This is a genomic window from Candidatus Phyllobacterium onerii (assembly GCF_028331445.1).
GTDB classification, from domain to species: domain Bacteria; phylum Pseudomonadota; class Alphaproteobacteria; order Rhizobiales; family Rhizobiaceae; genus Phyllobacterium; species Phyllobacterium onerii.
The window spans coordinates 45099-59551 of sequence record NZ_JAQMHX010000010.1; the positions used below are offsets into that span (position 1 = coordinate 45099).

Consider the following 14453-nt stretch of genomic DNA (forward strand, 5'->3'; position numbering starts at 1 on the left):
CTGCAGCTCGCTTGGGATAGGGGTATCCGTTATTTTGACACCGCGCCTCACTACGGCGCGGTCGTTCGGAATACGCCTTGGCCTGTTCCTCAAGGGTCGCGATCGGCAAAGTTATGTCGTCTCCACCAAGGTCGGTCGCCTCCTGTCGCCCGGCGAAACCCTGGAGCAGGCTGATGGGTTCATCGCGCCACTACCAATGACCGTTCGCTACGACTATTCTGGAGACGGTATTGAGGCTGCCTTCGAGCAGAGCTGCGCGCGGCTTGGGACGTCCTATATCGATGTCCTCTATGTGCACGACATCGGCCGCCTGACCCATGGGGCCTGCCAAGAGGTGCATATGGCCGACTTGTTGGGCACCGGCATCGATCGGCTCCAACGGCTGAAGCAAGCCGGCGGCATCGGCGCGTTCGGCCTTGGTGTGAATGAGAACGAGGCTAGCCTGGAAGTGATGGCGGCGGCGGAACTCGATGTGATCCTTTTGGCGGGACATCTCACGCTAATTGACCGCTCGGCGGAAGAGGCGCTTGTCGCACGATGCCGGAAATCGAATACGAGCCTTGTGCTCGGCGGAATATTCAATTCCGGCATCCTGGCGACGGGGCCGGTTCCGGACGCCGTGTTCGACTATAAACCTGCGACGCCGCACATGCTCGGCGATTACTCCAAAGCCGCGCCGAGTCTTTTGAGGTACCCCTCGCCACCGCGGCACTTCACTACGCGATGACCCACCCGGCGGTCACATCGTTGCTCCTGGGGACCGCGCAAACGCGTTCCCTGATCCGCAATCTCGATGCAATCTATGCGCCGTGGCCCGGGGGCGGTGATGCCATCTTCGACCCGCTAGGATAGGGCGTGAATGCGCAGCGAGGAGAGTAGGGTCTGCTTCGATGTGCGAAGGTGATCGCGCGCGGCCGCGAGTGCCGAGGCTTCATCGCGCGATTTCAGGGCCGCGATCAGTCTCAGATGTTCGTCGATTGCGGCTGCATTACGCTCGCGTTCGTCCTTCTTATCCCACTGATAATGGTAGTGGAAAATCAATGAGATTACCTTCTGGAACTCGGCAACGAAGCGATTGCGCGTGATGCTGCCTATCGTTAGATGAAAGCGCTCGTCCAGCAGGGAAAAATCGTGAAAGCGCTCATCTATTGCCGCCGCCAGTGCGCGATGGGCCTCGTCGAGCTCCTCTATCCTGTCCCAAATCTGGTGGTTGTCGGGTAGCGCGATGAGCTGCGAAATCGCGTTGAGCTCAATCATCATCCGGAAATCGGAAAGCTCGATCGCGAAATCAGAAGTGAATCCAACCAGCTCCCAACCGTTTTTGGGCCGACGTTTGACAAGGCCGAACCGGCTGAGCGACGCTAGAAACTCCTGCAGGCCGTGGACGCTGACCCGAAACTGTCGGGCAAGTTCGGCGACATTGAGCGGTGTGCCCGGCGGCACGTCGAAGCGTAGGATCCAGTAGAGAAACTGACGTTCGAGCTCCTCGGGGGAAACCTGGCTCGCACTTACCGTCAGCCATTCGTCTGGGCGGGGCGTCCGCATAAGCGCTTTCTGGCGTCCCCTCCATTGCACTACCCCGATCATATCCAAACGCTCGAGGATTGAACGGATCACAGTACGGCTCACGTCGAATTGCGCGGCAAGCGCCAGTTCCGAAGCCAGCAAATCACCCGGTTTCAACGCGGAACACTCCTCGAGAACCGCATTGAAAGTTGCCCTGAAGCGTTCGTCCGTCCGCGCCATCGCGAGTGCCTCCTGTCTCGGCTTCCCAATATACCAAAGGACAAGTGTCGACAATAATTAAAAACAATTGACAGTGGATATTTTGCTCTGCATTCTGCATTTAATTATTTTATACCGCTCAGGGAGGGGCGTCATGTCAGTTGAAGTGGATCGGCTTGCTGTGCCTTTTGCCGGCGTCAAAATTTCATCCGACGCCCTGCATAAGCTTTCAGCGCTATTCACGCTTTTCATGCTGGTCGGATTTTTTTCCTTCGGCAATGCAGCCTTCCTGAGCGTCGGTAACGGGCTGACGGTGCTCTTGCAGACGTCGGTAATCGGCCTGCTCGGGATCGGAATGACGCTGGTGATCGTGACCGGAGGTATCGATCTCAGCGTGGGTTCGGTACTGGCGCTTTCCGGAACCGTGGCCGGGCTCGCGGTCAAGGCCGGAATTCCTGTACCGCTCGGCATGGCTATGGGAATCGCGGTCGGGGCTCTGTGTGGGGCCGTCAATGGGATCGTGGTCACGAAGATGCGCATCACGCCATTTGTCGCCACGCTGGGCATGATGCTGATCGCGCGAGGCACTGCCTTGCAGATCACCGGCGCCGCTCCGATTTCGCAGCTAGGCGAGGCGTTCGGCAAGCTGGGCAACGGTTCGCTTTTCCGAATGATCGGCATGGGTTCGAATGGGCTGCCCAAGGTCATTTTTCCGGGAATTCCCTATCCGGCGATCCTGCTTGTCGTCGTTGCCGTTGCCGTCGGCTTCATGCTGCGCCGGCGCTCCATCGGCCGCCACATCTATGCCACTGGTTCGAATGAGGAAGCCGCGCGGCTTTCCGGTGTCGAGGTCGATCGAACCAAACTTGCCGCCTATGTCATGTCCGGCGCGCTCGCCGGATTGGCCGGGATCGTTTTGATGTCCCGACTGGTTACCGCCCAGCCCAATGAGGGCGTCATGTACGAGCTCGACGCGATCGCTGCGGCCGTCATTGGCGGGGCGTCGCTGATGGGCGGGGTTGGCACCGTGTCAGGAACCATGATTGGCGCCTTCATCATCGGCGTCTTGCGCAACGGCCTGAACATGGCCGGCGTCTCAGCCTTCATCCAGCAGATCATCATCGGCTTCGTCGTCATCATGGCGGTCTATGTCGATCAGCTGAGAAGCCGCCGTTAACCGGCAAAACTGTTTTCATCAGAGGAGGAGACTATGAAGAAGACCTTGAAAGCACTGCTTCTGGCAAGCACAATGATCGCCGCGCCCGCCACCGTCATGGCGGGAGAAATCGCGGTGATCGTCAAGACGACGAACTCGAACTTCTGGCAGAATGTCAACAAGGGCGCTTCTGCCGCTATCGCCGGTCAGGGTGAACACACGATGACCTTCAACGGCCCGGCAGCGGAGTCCGCGATTGCCGACGAACTCAGCATGGTCGAAAACGCCATCAACCGCGGCGTGATTGGCATCGTGCTCGCACCGTCGGATCCGGATGCGCTTGCTCCGGCTGTCAAAAAGGCCAACGAAGCCGGTATTCCAGTCGCAATCATCGACTCCGCGCTCTCGGATGCCAGCAAGGGCACCTTCCAGACCTTCCTTTCGACAGATAACTGCGCGGCCGGCAAGCTTGCCGCGACGATGATGATCGACAAGGTCGGGAAAGAAGGCAAGGTGGCCGTAATGTCCTATGTGGCGGGTGTCGGTTCGGAAGTCGGTCGTGTCGGCTGCTTCGTCGATTATCTAAAGGCGAATTCCAAGCTGGAAGTCGTCGGGCCATACTATTCGCAGTCCCAGATGGCGACTGCGCTCAACCAGACGACCGACGTGCTCGCCGCTAATCCGGATCTCAAAGGCATCTTCGGCGCCAACGAGCCGACAGCGGTCGGCATGGGCCGTGCGATCGTCCAGGCCGGCAAGGTGGGCGATGTCGTCGCCATCGGCTTTGATGGCAATGAAGACCTGCAGGCCTTCGTCAAGGATGGTACGCTCGTCGCGACCATGGTCCAGGGTTCGTATCAGATGGGCGAACTCGGCGTGAAGGCCATTCTTGACATGGTCGGCGGCAAAAAGGCTGAGCCGGAGATCGATACGGGCGTTGTCGCTGTCACCAAGGACAATATCGCCGCTCCCGAGGCCAAGAACGTTCTGTACTGAACCGGCGGCCGCCAGAAGGTAGGGGCTTCAGGCCCCTGCCTTCTCTTTCCTCAGGAAGACCTCATGAATGCTCATGTCACACGATCGCGGCCGCTGGTCGAGATGATCAATATCCAGAAGAGCTTTGGCGGCGTCCACGCAGTCGAAGACGTGTCGATTGACCTCTTTCCTGGAGAGGTCGTTGGAGTCCTGGGCCATAATGGCGCGGGAAAATCCTGTCTGATGCGGATTCTCTCCGGCGCCATGGCGCCGAACGCCGGCACGATCAGGATGGGGGACGAGGATGTCCGGTTCCTATCACCTCAGGACGCCCGACGTCAGGGGGTCGAGACCATCTACCAGACGCTTGCCCTTGCCGACCATCTCGATGCTCCGTCCAATCTGTTTCTCGGCCGCGAGCTGAAGACGCGATGGGGCAATCTTGACGACAAGAACATGATGGAGGAAGCGCGCCGGGTGCTGCATCGGCTCAACCCCAACTTCAAGAATCTGAGCGATCCGATTTCGCGATTGTCCGGCGGTCAGCGGCAGGTCATTGCCATTGCCCGCGCCATTTATTTCAAGGTGAAGATCCTCATCATGGACGAGCCGACGGCCGCGCTCGGACCAGCCGAGACAGCAATGGTCGCCGATCTCATCAGGCAGTTGCGGAGCGAAGGTATCGGCATCTTTCTCATCAGCCACGACATGCACGACGTTTTCGATCTCTGCGACCGTATTGTTGTGATGAACCGGGGACGCAATGTCGGCGGCTACTGCATCGAGGAAGTAACCAAGGATGATGTGCTGAGCCTGATCATCAAGGGCGAGATGCCCGACGGCTGGTGGCCGCGCAATGCCGCCAAGACACCACAACCCGGCCTGAGTTCGAATTGAAGAAGGAAGACGAATGTTATGCGGCACCTGCGTCGAACCCGGACGGTTCGAACTCATCGAACGGCCTCTTCCCGTAGACTTGCCGGAGGGCTCGGTCTTTGTCGACATCACGGCAATCGGCATTTGCGGAACGGATTATCACATCTATGCCGGCAAACATCCCTATCTCAGCTATCCGCGCGTGATTGGCCATGAACTCAGTGGCCGGCTGGTCACGCCTGTAGACGGCATCGAGGCGGGCACCCTTGTCGTGATCAATCCCTACATCGCCTGTAACAAATGCCGGGCCTGCCTGCGCGGCAAACCGAACTGCTGCTCGAACATCGCGGTGCGGGGCGTTCACTGCGACGGCGGCCTCTGCCAGCGTGTCGCAGTTCCGGCAGGCAATCTTATGGCCGCCGAAGGACTCGACGAAATCCAGGCGGCCATGGTCGAATTCCTGGCGATCGGGGCCCATGCGGTGGCCCGTTCGGGACTGGCCGCCGGTGACCGGGTGCTGGTCACGGGCGCCGGCCCGATCGGCATCGGGACCGCGCTTTTCGCGCGGCTCGCAGGCGCCGATGTTCATCTTTTGGATTTGAGCTCGCAGCGGCTGGCTTTGGCGCGCGAGAGTTTCGATTTTCAGAATACGTATGAAGATACGTCGCGGATCCTTGAAGGCGACCGCGCCGATGGCTTCGACACTGTCTTCGATGCAACGGGGACTGCGGTAGCGATAGAAGCGGGCTTTCCATTACTCGCGCATGGAAGCAGCTATGTGCTCGTCAGCGTCGTGAAGGATCATATTCGTTTTGACGACGCGGAATTCCACAAGCGGGAAACGCGCATCATCGGCAGCCGCAATGCCGTCCAGTCAGATTTCGAAACCGTCATGGCGGCCATCCGTGAGGGCAAGATTTCCACGGATGCCCTCTGCTCGGTGATCCTGCCGCTGGCCGACCTGCCGCAGCGCCTGCCCGAACTCGCCCAGGACAGGACCGGACTGATCAAGGCGGTGGTGAGACTCTGATCCAGCGCTTACGGTTGCATCCAGAGAATAATGTGGCTTAAAATTGTGGGTGTGCCTCCCACGATGCCCTACGCCGTGCCCGACGGCCACAAGATTGCGTTTCCAGAATAATGGCTGGCGGTCAAATCGGCAGTACCTTGAAGATATCGGGTAAAAAAGCGGCGCACGATGCTAGATTGGGTCAGGCTGATTCGGTAACCAGATTGATGTTGAAAAAGTTATCCTTCGCCTCAGTCCTACCTTCGGCCCATAGCCCGAGTCCTTCATGCCGTCGAAGGCAAAATTCTGACGGATGCGAAGGATGGCTCGGCGTTCATGCCGCGGCGTGCCATCCATTGTGGATATGGCGGTATCCTTCGCGATAGACCACTTCCGGCGTCTCGGAAAAGTCGCGCCAGACCTTTGTCGCGGCGGCAAGGTCCTTGAGCGCTCGGCCGAACGCCTCGATCGTCAGCCAGTCGTCGTAGCCGCTCGCGCGCAGCGCCTTGAACGTCTCCGCCCAGGGAATGTTGCCACGTCCCGGTACGCCGCGGTCGTTCTCCGAAATGTGTACATGGACGATGCGGTCACGATTTCGCGTGAAGGCGCCGATGGGGTCGGGCTCCTCGATATTGCTGTGGAAGGTGTCGTATATAGCGCGGATATTCGTATGCTCGACCGCATCGACGTGGGCCGCAAGTGCATCCATCGTGTTGAACAGGTAGCATTCGAAGCGGTTCAGTGCCTCAAGCCCGATCGTGACGCCGCGCTTTGCAGCATGATCGCCAATCGCGCGTTGCGAGGAGACCGAGCGCGTGAGTTCCGCCGCGCTCGGACCACGTCCGGAAAATTTCCCCAGCGTCGAATGCAGCGGCCCGCTCAGCAGACTGGCGCCGAGTGCATCGCTGCAGTCGATTGCCCATTTCATGTAGTCGATGCCGCGTCTACGGGTGGCGGAGTCGGGGGCAATCAGGTTCATCGAGGGGTCGCCCATGGCGGAAACGGCAGTCCGTTCCAAGCCGATCCGCTCCAGCAGATCCCCCAGCCGCCGGTAGTCGTCTGGCGCGCCCGAAAAGACCGGGATTTCGACGCCGTCAAACCCCGTGTCCTTGATGTCCCGCAACAGTCCTTCATGCTTCCGGCCGACGCTGGTCGTCCAGAGGAACATGCACATGCCGATCTTCACGTGTCCTCCTTTTTGCCGCTATGGGCCCTGCGCGCCGCTTCTAGCGACGAGTAGTTTTTGCTTTATCTGGTAATACCAAATTTAGAGATCTGGTCAAGCCAATTCCTTGGTTCCGATCGCTCGCAAATGCGCGCAAGTGCAAGAGATTGCCGTTAAACGACGGCATAATAAGAGAAATATTCCGTTTTCGACCCATCTTGCATAGGATGAAAAATTACGCTAGAGCTTTGAAACAACAAAAATTGGCCAAACCAGTTGCTCAGCGGGTTGGCTGACGAGAGGGTGGCCGTCACTGCCGCCGACGGTGCTCGAGCAAGCTGTAAACAGTCTGGGAGGACTTCATGCATCTTTCGACACACAACTGGATGCGGGCGGAACCGCTCGCACTCACGCTGGCGCGGATCAAGAAATATGGTTACGAAAGCATCGAGATATCCGGGGAGCCGGCACAGTACGACGTCAAGGAGACGCGCGCACTGCTGAAAGAATACGGCATCCGCTGCTGGGGTGCCGTCACGCTGACACTCGGTGAACGCAACCTTGCCGCCCGGGACGAAGGCCAACGCGCCAGGTCGGTGGATTATGTCAAGAGCGTCATCACGATGGTCGGTGAACTCGAGGGCCAGATCGTCACCCTCGTACCGGCGACCGTGGGCAAGGTGGTGCCGGACGGGACCGAGGAGGAAGAGTGGACCTGGGTCGTGGAGGCCACCAAGGAATGTTTTGCCCATGCCCGGAAGAAGGGCGTACGCATTGCCGTCGAGCCGCTCAACCGTTTCGAGACCTATTTCTTTAACCGTGCCGCCCAGGCGTTGGCGCTCGCCGATGCCGTCAGCCCCGAATGCGGGGTCTGTCTCGATGCTTTTCACCTGAACATCGAGGAGGAAGACATGTATGAGGCGATCCGGCTCGCCGGAAAGCGCCTGTTCGATTTCCACGTCGCCGACAACAACCGTTTCGCCGCCGGCCTTGGCCAGCTCGACTGGCCAAAGATCATCGGCACGCTGAAAGAGATCGGATATGACGGAGCGGTAACGAACGAGTTCGTCGCTCCGGTCGATCGCACGCCAGCGGCCAAGTACCCGGATATGGTGGAGCGCAACCCCGTCGATATCCCGCCGGAGCAACTGAAGTTCATCCAGGACCACGGCTCAAGCCTGCTCACCGAGAAGTTCTACGATGATCAGATGCGGATCACCGCCGAGACGATCCTGCCGCTGATCAAGTAACGAACGGAAAGGCATATGCCCTGCGGCCCGCGGGTCGTGAGAGCGAGGGATCCGACACATGCGTATCAAGACCGTAGAGGCCTGGTGGGTGAATATCCCCATAGCGGCGAGCCGCCAACATCGCAGCGATTTTGGCAGGCTGACGACCTTCGATGCTGCGATCCTGCGTATCGAAACGACTGACGGTATCGTCGGCTGGGGAGAGGGGAAGAATGCCGCCGGCAGTGCAGGCACCTATGGCACGCTGGTCCACATGCTGAACCACGAGGTCGCGCCGAAGCTCGTCGGCCGTGACCCTGCCGACATCTCCAGCATATGGGAGATGCTCTACAATGGCGTGCGCCACGAGACGGCGGCGATTGCGGGTCACGCCATGCCCGAGATAGCGCGGCGCGGCCTGTCCGTCGCGGCTATCAGCGCGGTCGACATAGCGCTGTGGGACATTCTCGGCAAGTCGCTCGGCGTCCCTGTCTGGAAACTGTTGGGTGGTCGCAAGGCGGACAGGTTGCCCACCTATGCCTCGGGTGGCTGGGAGAGCGCGGACCGGATCGGCGGACAGCTTCAGTCCTATATCGCCGCCGGCGGTTTCAAATCGGTCAAGATGCGCGTTGGCGCGATGGACCGTGCGCCGCATGTCTCGGCGTCGCGGGTGCGGGCGGCCCGCGAGGCGATTGGCCCCGACGTCGACCTTATGGTCGACGCGCACGGCACCTATACGGTTGCCGAAGCGAAGCGCTTTATCCAGATGGTGGCCGATTGCGACCTCGCCTGGTTCGAGGAACCGGTGATCGCCGACGACAAGCCGGGCATGGCGGAGGTGCGCGCGGCGGGGAACGTGCCGATCGCTGCGGGGGAGAGCGAGGCGACACGGTTTGCCTTTCGCGATCTTGCCATCCTGCGGGCGGCCGATATATTTCAGCCCGATCCGGCCTTCTGCGGTGGCATTACGGAGGCAATGCGCATCAGTTCGCTCGCCAGCGCCTTCAACCTCCGTTTCGCACCGCATCTTTGGGCCGGTGCGCCCTGTTTCTTCTCCGGCCTACACTTATGCGCGGCTTCCCCGGCAAGCTTCGTCATCGAATATTCGCTCGGCACCAATCCGATGATCCATGATCTTGTCGAGGACACTGTGTCGGTAAAGGATGGTATGATAGAGATTCCTGATAGACCCGGCTTGGGATTCACCATCAATCAGAGGGTCCTGGAGGCCCACGCACAAAGACCGTGACGATGCAAAAAAATTCCCTCCTCTCCGATCTCGCGGCATATCTTTTCTCGACTTCGAGCGGCAACGGCCGCACGCCGTCGGAGCGGGAGCTTGCGGAGCATTTCGGCGTCAGCCGCGGCCAGATCCGCGAGGCGCTGGCGATCCTGGAGGCGATGCGCATCGTCGAGCGCCGCGCCAAGTCGGGAATCTACCTGACGACCACGGAGGCGAGCGTAGAGGCCATGGCACTTTTTGCCCGCGCCGGCGTGCCCCTTGATCCGATCCTGATCTATGAGACCGTGGAACTGCGCAAGATACATGAGATAAAGGCCGCGGAACTCGCCTGCCTGCGGGCGACAGAAGAGAATTACCAGCGCCTGAGCGTCATACTCGCCGCGTCCGAGGCGAAGCTTGCGGCAGGCGAGGGGCTGGCGCGCGAGGACCGGGATTTCCATTTGGAGATCGTCCGAGCCACCAAGAATAGCGTCTTCTATCGCGTGTGCAGCGTCTACTACATGATGGGCGAGCAGCGGCTGCCGATCTATTTTGGCGACGCCGCACGCAGCCGGCTCTCGCATGACGAACATATCCGTATCTACGAGGCGTTGCGTGCCCGCGACGGCAATCTCGCCCAGGCGTTGATGAACGCGCATCTCCAGGGTGCTGAAAGCTATTGGAAGGGTCTCATCGGCGGGCCCGCGGCTGCCGCCGGATAGGCGCAACCGGCGGGGAGGGCCGATGAGCTTTATCTTTTCCACACATCCCCTGCATCCTGCGGCCGAGGCCATGCTTAAGGCTGCGGGTGATCTGCGCGTCGCCTCAGCGCCCGATCCCGAAACGTTGCTGCGAGAAGGGCGGGGTGCAGGCATCGTCGTCGTGCGCGCTCCGATCCCGCCGGCCTTCTTCGAGGACGCGCCGGCGCTTCGTGCTGCGATCCGCCATGGCGCCGGGCTCGACATGGTGCCGATGGATGCGGCGAACCGTGCCGGCGTGCTTGTCGCCAACGTGCCGGCCGTCAATGCGTCGACGGTCGCCGAGCACGTCTTCCTCGTGACGCTGGCCCTGCTTCGGCGCTTCCGCCTGATGGACCGGGAACTGCGACAGAAGGGCTGGGCTGCCGGGCGTGGCCAGTCGGACGGGGCGACGGACCTTTGCGGCCGCGCCATGGGAATTGTCGGCATGGGCAATGTCGGCAAGGCGATTTTCCGGATCGCGAAGTTCGGTTTCGGCCTGGAGGTGGTCGCCACGAGCCGGTCGCCGGAAAGCGTGCCGGACGGTGCGCGCTTCCTGCCGGTCGACGACCTCGTCGCGATAGCCGACATCGTCGTGCTCTGCTGCCCGCTGACGTCGGAGACGACGGGCCTGCTCAATGCCGGGCGCATCAGCCGCATGAAGCCCGATGCCATTCTGGTCAACGTCGCGCGCGGCCCGGTGATCGATGACGCGGCGCTGATCGAGGCGCTGGGCGAGGGCCGCATCGGCGGAGCCGCGCTCGACGTCTTCGCAACTCAGCCCCTTCCGCTCGACCATCCATATTTCGGCTTCGACAATGTCATCGTCACTCCGCATCTCGCCGGTCTTACGGACGAGAGCATGATGCGCATGGGAACGGGCGCGGCAAGCGAAGTCCTGCGCGTCATGAGGGGCGAACTGCCCGTCAATCTGCGCAATCCCGAAGTGGTCGTGCACTACCGCCGGCGCTTTCCGGCATAGCTGCGGGCCCTTCGCGACATCTTGGACTATGAGCTCAGCCCGCGTGCCGCAGGCTGACGCCGCTTCCGCTGTCGAACAGCACGACCTTCTCCGGATTCCACGAAAAACGAACCGTATCCTCGATCTGCAGCACCGTCTGCGCCGGCACGGTCGCGTGGATGAACTTCTCACCGGTGAGCAGCGTCACGATCTTTTCGACGCCATGGTTCTCAACGTCGTGCACCCGTGCTTCCCCCGGCGCGCCGCTGTCGAGGAAGAGGTCCTCGGGGCGGATGCCGAAGGTGAGTGGGCGACCGTCCATGGCGATGCCGTGACCGTCGCCGAACGGCAGCCGGTAGCCCTCGCTGGCCACTGCCTCGCCGCCGGCAAGCGTGCCGGCGATCAGGTTCATCGGCGGTGACCCGACCGCGCGCGCGACGAAGGTGTTGACCGGGTTTCTATAGATTTCCTGCGGCGTACCCATCTGCACGAGTTGGCCGTTGTTAAGCACGCCGATCTTGTCGCCCATCGACATGGCCTCGATCTGGTCGTGTGTGACAAACAGGAAAGTCGCGCCGAGGTTCATCTGCAGGTTTTTCAGCTCGGTCCGCAGCGCCTCGCGCAGCTTGGCGTCGAGCGCCGAAAGCGGTTCGTCCATCAGAAAGACGCGCGGCTTGCGCACGATGGCCCGGCCGATCGAAACGCGCTGCATCTCGCCGCCCGACAGCCGGTCAGTCTTGCGCTCGAGCAGGTGCTCGATGCGCAGGGTTTTCGCAACCCGGTCGACGCGTTCCTTGATCTCCGCTTGTTCGACGCGGCGGATGCGGGATTTCAATGGAAATTCCAGGTTCTCCCGCACCGTATAGCGCGGATAGAGCGAATATTGCTGGAGCACCAGGGCTACATCGCGCTCGGCGGCACCCCAGTCCGCAACGTCCTGCCCGTCGATGAATATCTGCCCTGCCGTCGGCTTTTCGAGACCGGCTATCAGGCGCAGCGTCGTCGTCTTGCCGGCGCCGGTCTGGCCGAGCAGCACGAAGAACTCGCCGTCGGCGATGTCGATGTTCAGGTTTTTCAGCGCCGTGTGGTTGCCGAAGGTCTTGGTGATACCCTTGAGTTCGATGTGTGCCATCAGAGTCTGATCCCGAGCGACGAGCCGGTAGCCGAGTTAAAAAAATGCGCCTGGGCGGGGTCGATGCGCGCCCATACAGCTTCCCCCGCACCGGGCACGAAACCGCTCTTGGTGCGTGCCCTGATCATGTGGTCGCCGACCTTCAGGTCGACAATGTCGTGCGAGCCGAGCGGCTCGATGATGTGCGCCTTGACCGGCATGAAACCTTCGCGGGCCGCGCGCGAGATCAAAACGCCCTCGGGCCGGACGCCGAGCGTCAGCTTGCCGTTCTCGGCCCTCGCGTCCGCAAGGCGATTGGCAAGGGCGGCCGGAAACTCGAAGCCCTTTGGCTGACCGCCGACCTGCACGCTGGCATGGCCGCCCGTTTCGCTGACGATCGCCGGGGCCATGTTCATCACCGGGCTTCCGACGAACTGGGCGACGAACATGTTGGCGGGGTGCGAGTAGACCTCGTCCGGCGAGCCGACCTGCTGGAGAATGCCCTCATGCATGATGACGATGCGGTCTGCGAGCGACATGGCCTCCACCTGGTCGTGGGTCACGTAGATGGTGGTCGAGCCCTGCTTGATATGCAAACGCTTGATTTCCGCCCGCATCTCTTCGCGTAACTTCGCGTCCAGCGCACCTATTGGCTCGTCCATCAGCATGGCCTTTGGCCGTCGCACGAGCGCACGGCCGATCGCAACACGCTGCATATCGCCGCCCGATAGAGCCGAAGGCTTGCGTGCCAGCAGACCGGTGATGCGCAGCACGCCGGCGATCTCGCGCACCGACGTATCGACATCGTTCCGGCCCATCCGGGTGGCGCGGAGCGGAAAGGCGATATTCTCGTAGACTGTCATATGCGGATAGAGCGAGAAAGATTGGAACACCATGGCTATGTCCCGGTCGGATGCCTTGATATGCTGCACCGGCTGACCGTCGATCAGGATGTCGCCTTCATCGATGGTCTCGAGGCCTGCGACGGCACGCAATGTCGTCGTCTTGCCGCAGCCGGATTGACCAAGCAGCACGATGAATTCGTTGTCGGCGATGGCGAGATTAAGGTCCTTGATGACCTGGACGGCACCGAAATATTTCTGGATGCCGCGAAGTTCGATCTGCGTCATGAATGGCTGCCTTCGTCTGGTTGATCGTCCCGCGGGATCTTGGTCGTCACCATGAAGGCGATCAGTCCGACGAGCGTCATCGTCATGCCGTAGCGGTGGAGAAACAGGTTCCAGGGTTGGCAGAGCGCGATGATGCCGAAGATCATCAGGTACTGCGAACCGGGTTCGAGATATTTCTGATTGAGGGCGCGGAAGCTCATTTGCGGATCGCTCCGAAGCTCATGCCACGCAGGAGGTGGTTCCTGAGCAGGAAGGTGAAGATGGCGACCGGCAAAAGGAACAGGAACGTGCCGGCGGCTATCACCGTCCAGTCCGGCAGGCCGGAGCCGACCTGGCTCGGGATGAAGGGCGGCGCGGTCTGCGCGCGCCGGTTGGTCATGATCAGCGCAAATGCAAATTCGTTCCAGGCCGTGATGAAGCAGAAGACGGCGGTGGCGGCGATGCCGGTGGCGGCTTCCGGGATGACGATCTTGAAGAAGGCCTGCATGCGAGTGTAGCCATCGACGAGTGCCGCCTCTTCATATTCCTTGGGGATTTCGTCGATGAAGCCCTTCATCAGCCAAACTGAAAAGGACAGATTGAAGGCGGTATAGAGGATGATGAGACCCCAATGTGTGTCGTTGAGGCCGACGACGCGATACATGAGGAACATCGGGATCGCCACGACGACGGGCGGCAGCATGCGTGTCGACAGGATGAAGAAGAGAAGGTCCGCCTCTCCCTTCACCCTGAAACGCGAGAAGCCGTAAGCCGTGAAGGTTCCCATGCCAACGGCCAGCACCGTCGACGTGATGGCGACGATCAGCGAGTTCATGAAGCGATTTGGATAGCCGGACGGCTGCACCTCGCCCCGGCCGGAGCGGACGATCTTCTCGCCGCCGTCGAAAACCATGCGCTCCCACCAGGGGGCGGCGGCATATTCTTCCGGGGTCGGCGCTTCGCGCAGTTGCGAGCGCTTGGTGAAGAGCTTCACGAAGGGCGAAATTTCCGGTTCGAAGAGCACGGTCGGCGGAATGGTGGTGGCGAGGTTGCGCGGCTTGAAAGCTGTCGCGGTGATCCAGTAGACTGGCGCCAAGAAGATCAGCGTGATGACCAGCACGGCGGCGATCGCTATCCGGTTTAGCGCGCGTTCAGAGCGGGTTTGGACGGCAGCCATC

At 60.9% G+C, this 14453-nt stretch carries 15 protein-coding genes; 9 read left to right on the forward strand and 6 right to left on the reverse strand.

The annotated features are described in order from the left end of the window. Nucleotides 1-34 precede the first annotated feature (34 nt). A complete protein-coding gene (locus PHA01_RS21210; protein WP_271898341.1) occupies nucleotides 35-727 on the forward strand; it encodes an aldo/keto reductase in 693 nt (230 codons plus the stop codon). Nucleotides 728-843: 116 nt separating this feature from the next. Here PHA01_RS21210 and PHA01_RS21215 read toward each other — a convergent pair whose 3' ends face one another. After that, complete coding sequence (locus tag PHA01_RS21215) at nucleotides 844-1746, reverse strand: GntR family transcriptional regulator (protein WP_271898342.1); 903 nt, start codon at nucleotides 1744-1746, stop codon at nucleotides 844-846. A 133-nt stretch (nucleotides 1747-1879) separates the two neighbouring features. On the opposite strand from PHA01_RS21215, the gene PHA01_RS21220 reads away from it, so the two are divergent. The 4 genes from PHA01_RS21220 to PHA01_RS21235 all read left to right on the forward strand — a co-directional run bounded on the left by PHA01_RS21220 (nucleotide 1880) and on the right by PHA01_RS21235 (nucleotide 5762). Next, the gene (locus PHA01_RS21220; protein ID WP_112527684.1) at nucleotides 1880-2902 is read left to right on the forward strand and encodes an ABC transporter permease; all 1023 of its coding nucleotides are present in this window, start codon (nucleotides 1880-1882) and stop codon (nucleotides 2900-2902) included. A 33-nt stretch (nucleotides 2903-2935) separates the two neighbouring features. Then, nucleotides 2936-3877 carry an ABC transporter substrate-binding protein gene (locus PHA01_RS21225; protein WP_271898343.1) on the forward strand — a complete coding sequence of 314 codons (942 nt, stop codon included), beginning with the start codon at nucleotides 2936-2938 and terminating at the stop codon, nucleotides 3875-3877. A 63-nt stretch (nucleotides 3878-3940) separates the two neighbouring features. Continuing rightward, nucleotides 3941-4753, forward strand: a complete 813-nt coding sequence (locus PHA01_RS21230; RefSeq protein WP_271898344.1) for an ATP-binding cassette domain-containing protein — start codon at nucleotides 3941-3943, stop codon at nucleotides 4751-4753. 13 nt (nucleotides 4754-4766) lie between these two features. After that, nucleotides 4767-5762: a zinc-binding alcohol dehydrogenase family protein gene (locus PHA01_RS21235; RefSeq protein WP_271898345.1), complete on the forward strand. Its 996-nt coding sequence runs from the start codon at nucleotides 4767-4769 to the stop codon at nucleotides 5760-5762. A gap of 313 nt (nucleotides 5763-6075) precedes the next feature. Here PHA01_RS21235 and PHA01_RS21240 read toward each other — a convergent pair whose 3' ends face one another. Next, entirely contained in the window at nucleotides 6076-6927 is an 852-nt protein-coding gene (locus PHA01_RS21240; protein WP_271898346.1) for a sugar phosphate isomerase/epimerase family protein, read from the reverse strand. Between the two features lie 341 nt (nucleotides 6928-7268). On the opposite strand from PHA01_RS21240, the gene PHA01_RS21245 reads away from it, so the two are divergent. From PHA01_RS21245 to PHA01_RS21260, 4 genes are read left to right on the forward strand one after another with little or no spacing between them, the layout of a single operon-like run. Then, the gene (locus PHA01_RS21245) at nucleotides 7269-8156 is read left to right on the forward strand and encodes a sugar phosphate isomerase/epimerase family protein (protein WP_271898347.1); all 888 of its coding nucleotides are present in this window, start codon (nucleotides 7269-7271) and stop codon (nucleotides 8154-8156) included. Between the two features lie 58 nt (nucleotides 8157-8214). Further along, nucleotides 8215-9384, forward strand: a complete 1170-nt coding sequence (locus PHA01_RS21250; RefSeq protein WP_271898348.1) for a mandelate racemase/muconate lactonizing enzyme family protein — start codon at nucleotides 8215-8217, stop codon at nucleotides 9382-9384. After that, nucleotides 9381-10079 carry a FadR/GntR family transcriptional regulator gene (locus PHA01_RS21255; protein ID WP_162701801.1) on the forward strand — a complete coding sequence of 233 codons (699 nt, stop codon included), beginning with the start codon at nucleotides 9381-9383 and terminating at the stop codon, nucleotides 10077-10079. Before PHA01_RS21250 ends, PHA01_RS21255 begins: the two co-directional genes overlap by 4 nt. 22 nt (nucleotides 10080-10101) lie before the next feature. Then, complete coding sequence (locus PHA01_RS21260) at nucleotides 10102-11076, forward strand: NAD(P)-dependent oxidoreductase (RefSeq protein WP_271898349.1); 975 nt, start codon at nucleotides 10102-10104, stop codon at nucleotides 11074-11076. A 34-nt stretch (nucleotides 11077-11110) separates the two neighbouring features. Here the strand turns inward: PHA01_RS21260 and PHA01_RS21265 are convergent, their stop codons facing one another. From PHA01_RS21265 to PHA01_RS21280, 4 genes are read right to left on the reverse strand one after another with little or no spacing between them, the layout of a single operon-like run. After that, nucleotides 11111-12187, reverse strand: a complete 1077-nt coding sequence (locus PHA01_RS21265) for an ABC transporter ATP-binding protein (RefSeq protein WP_271898350.1) — start codon at nucleotides 12185-12187, stop codon at nucleotides 11111-11113. After that, nucleotides 12187-13296: an ABC transporter ATP-binding protein gene (locus PHA01_RS21270; RefSeq protein WP_271898351.1), complete on the reverse strand. Its 1110-nt coding sequence runs from the start codon at nucleotides 13294-13296 to the stop codon at nucleotides 12187-12189. Before PHA01_RS21270 ends, PHA01_RS21265 begins: the two co-directional genes overlap by 1 nt. Continuing rightward, entirely contained in the window at nucleotides 13293-13496 is a 204-nt protein-coding gene (locus PHA01_RS21275) for a hypothetical protein (RefSeq protein WP_271898352.1), read from the reverse strand. The genes PHA01_RS21270 and PHA01_RS21275 overlap by 4 nt, the downstream gene beginning before the upstream one ends. Further along, nucleotides 13493-14452: a carbohydrate ABC transporter permease gene (locus PHA01_RS21280; protein ID WP_271898353.1), complete on the reverse strand. Its 960-nt coding sequence runs from the start codon at nucleotides 14450-14452 to the stop codon at nucleotides 13493-13495. The genes PHA01_RS21275 and PHA01_RS21280 overlap by 4 nt, the downstream gene beginning before the upstream one ends. Between the last annotated feature and the right edge of the window lies 1 nt (nucleotide 14453).

Bases quoted from the DNA above. Each gene is read 5' to 3' on its own strand.
- PHA01_RS21215 (WP_271898342.1), bottom strand. From the start codon at position 1,746: ATGGCGCGGACGGACGAACGCTTCAGGGCAACTTTCAATGCGGTTCTC.
- PHA01_RS21220 (WP_112527684.1), top strand. From the start codon at position 1,880: ATGTCAGTTGAAGTGGATCGGCTTGCTGTGCCTTTTGCCGGCGTCAAA.
- PHA01_RS21225 (WP_271898343.1), top strand. From the start codon at position 2,936: ATGAAGAAGACCTTGAAAGCACTGCTTCTGGCAAGCACAATGATCGCC.
- PHA01_RS21230 (WP_271898344.1), top strand. From the start codon at position 3,941: ATGAATGCTCATGTCACACGATCGCGGCCGCTGGTCGAGATGATCAAT.
- PHA01_RS21235 (WP_271898345.1), top strand. From the start codon at position 4,767: ATGTTATGCGGCACCTGCGTCGAACCCGGACGGTTCGAACTCATCGAA.
- PHA01_RS21245 (WP_271898347.1), top strand. From the start codon at position 7,269: ATGCATCTTTCGACACACAACTGGATGCGGGCGGAACCGCTCGCACTC.
- PHA01_RS21250 (WP_271898348.1), top strand. From the start codon at position 8,215: ATGCGTATCAAGACCGTAGAGGCCTGGTGGGTGAATATCCCCATAGCG.
- PHA01_RS21260 (WP_271898349.1), top strand. From the start codon at position 10,102: ATGAGCTTTATCTTTTCCACACATCCCCTGCATCCTGCGGCCGAGGCC.
- PHA01_RS21265 (WP_271898350.1), bottom strand. From the start codon at position 12,187: ATGGCACACATCGAACTCAAGGGTATCACCAAGACCTTCGGCAACCAC.
- PHA01_RS21270 (WP_271898351.1), bottom strand. From the start codon at position 13,296: ATGACGCAGATCGAACTTCGCGGCATCCAGAAATATTTCGGTGCCGTC.
- PHA01_RS21275 (WP_271898352.1), bottom strand. From the start codon at position 13,496: ATGAGCTTCCGCGCCCTCAATCAGAAATATCTCGAACCCGGTTCGCAG.
- PHA01_RS21280 (WP_271898353.1), bottom strand. From the start codon at position 14,452: ATGGCTGCCGTCCAAACCCGCTCTGAACGCGCGCTAAACCGGATAGCG.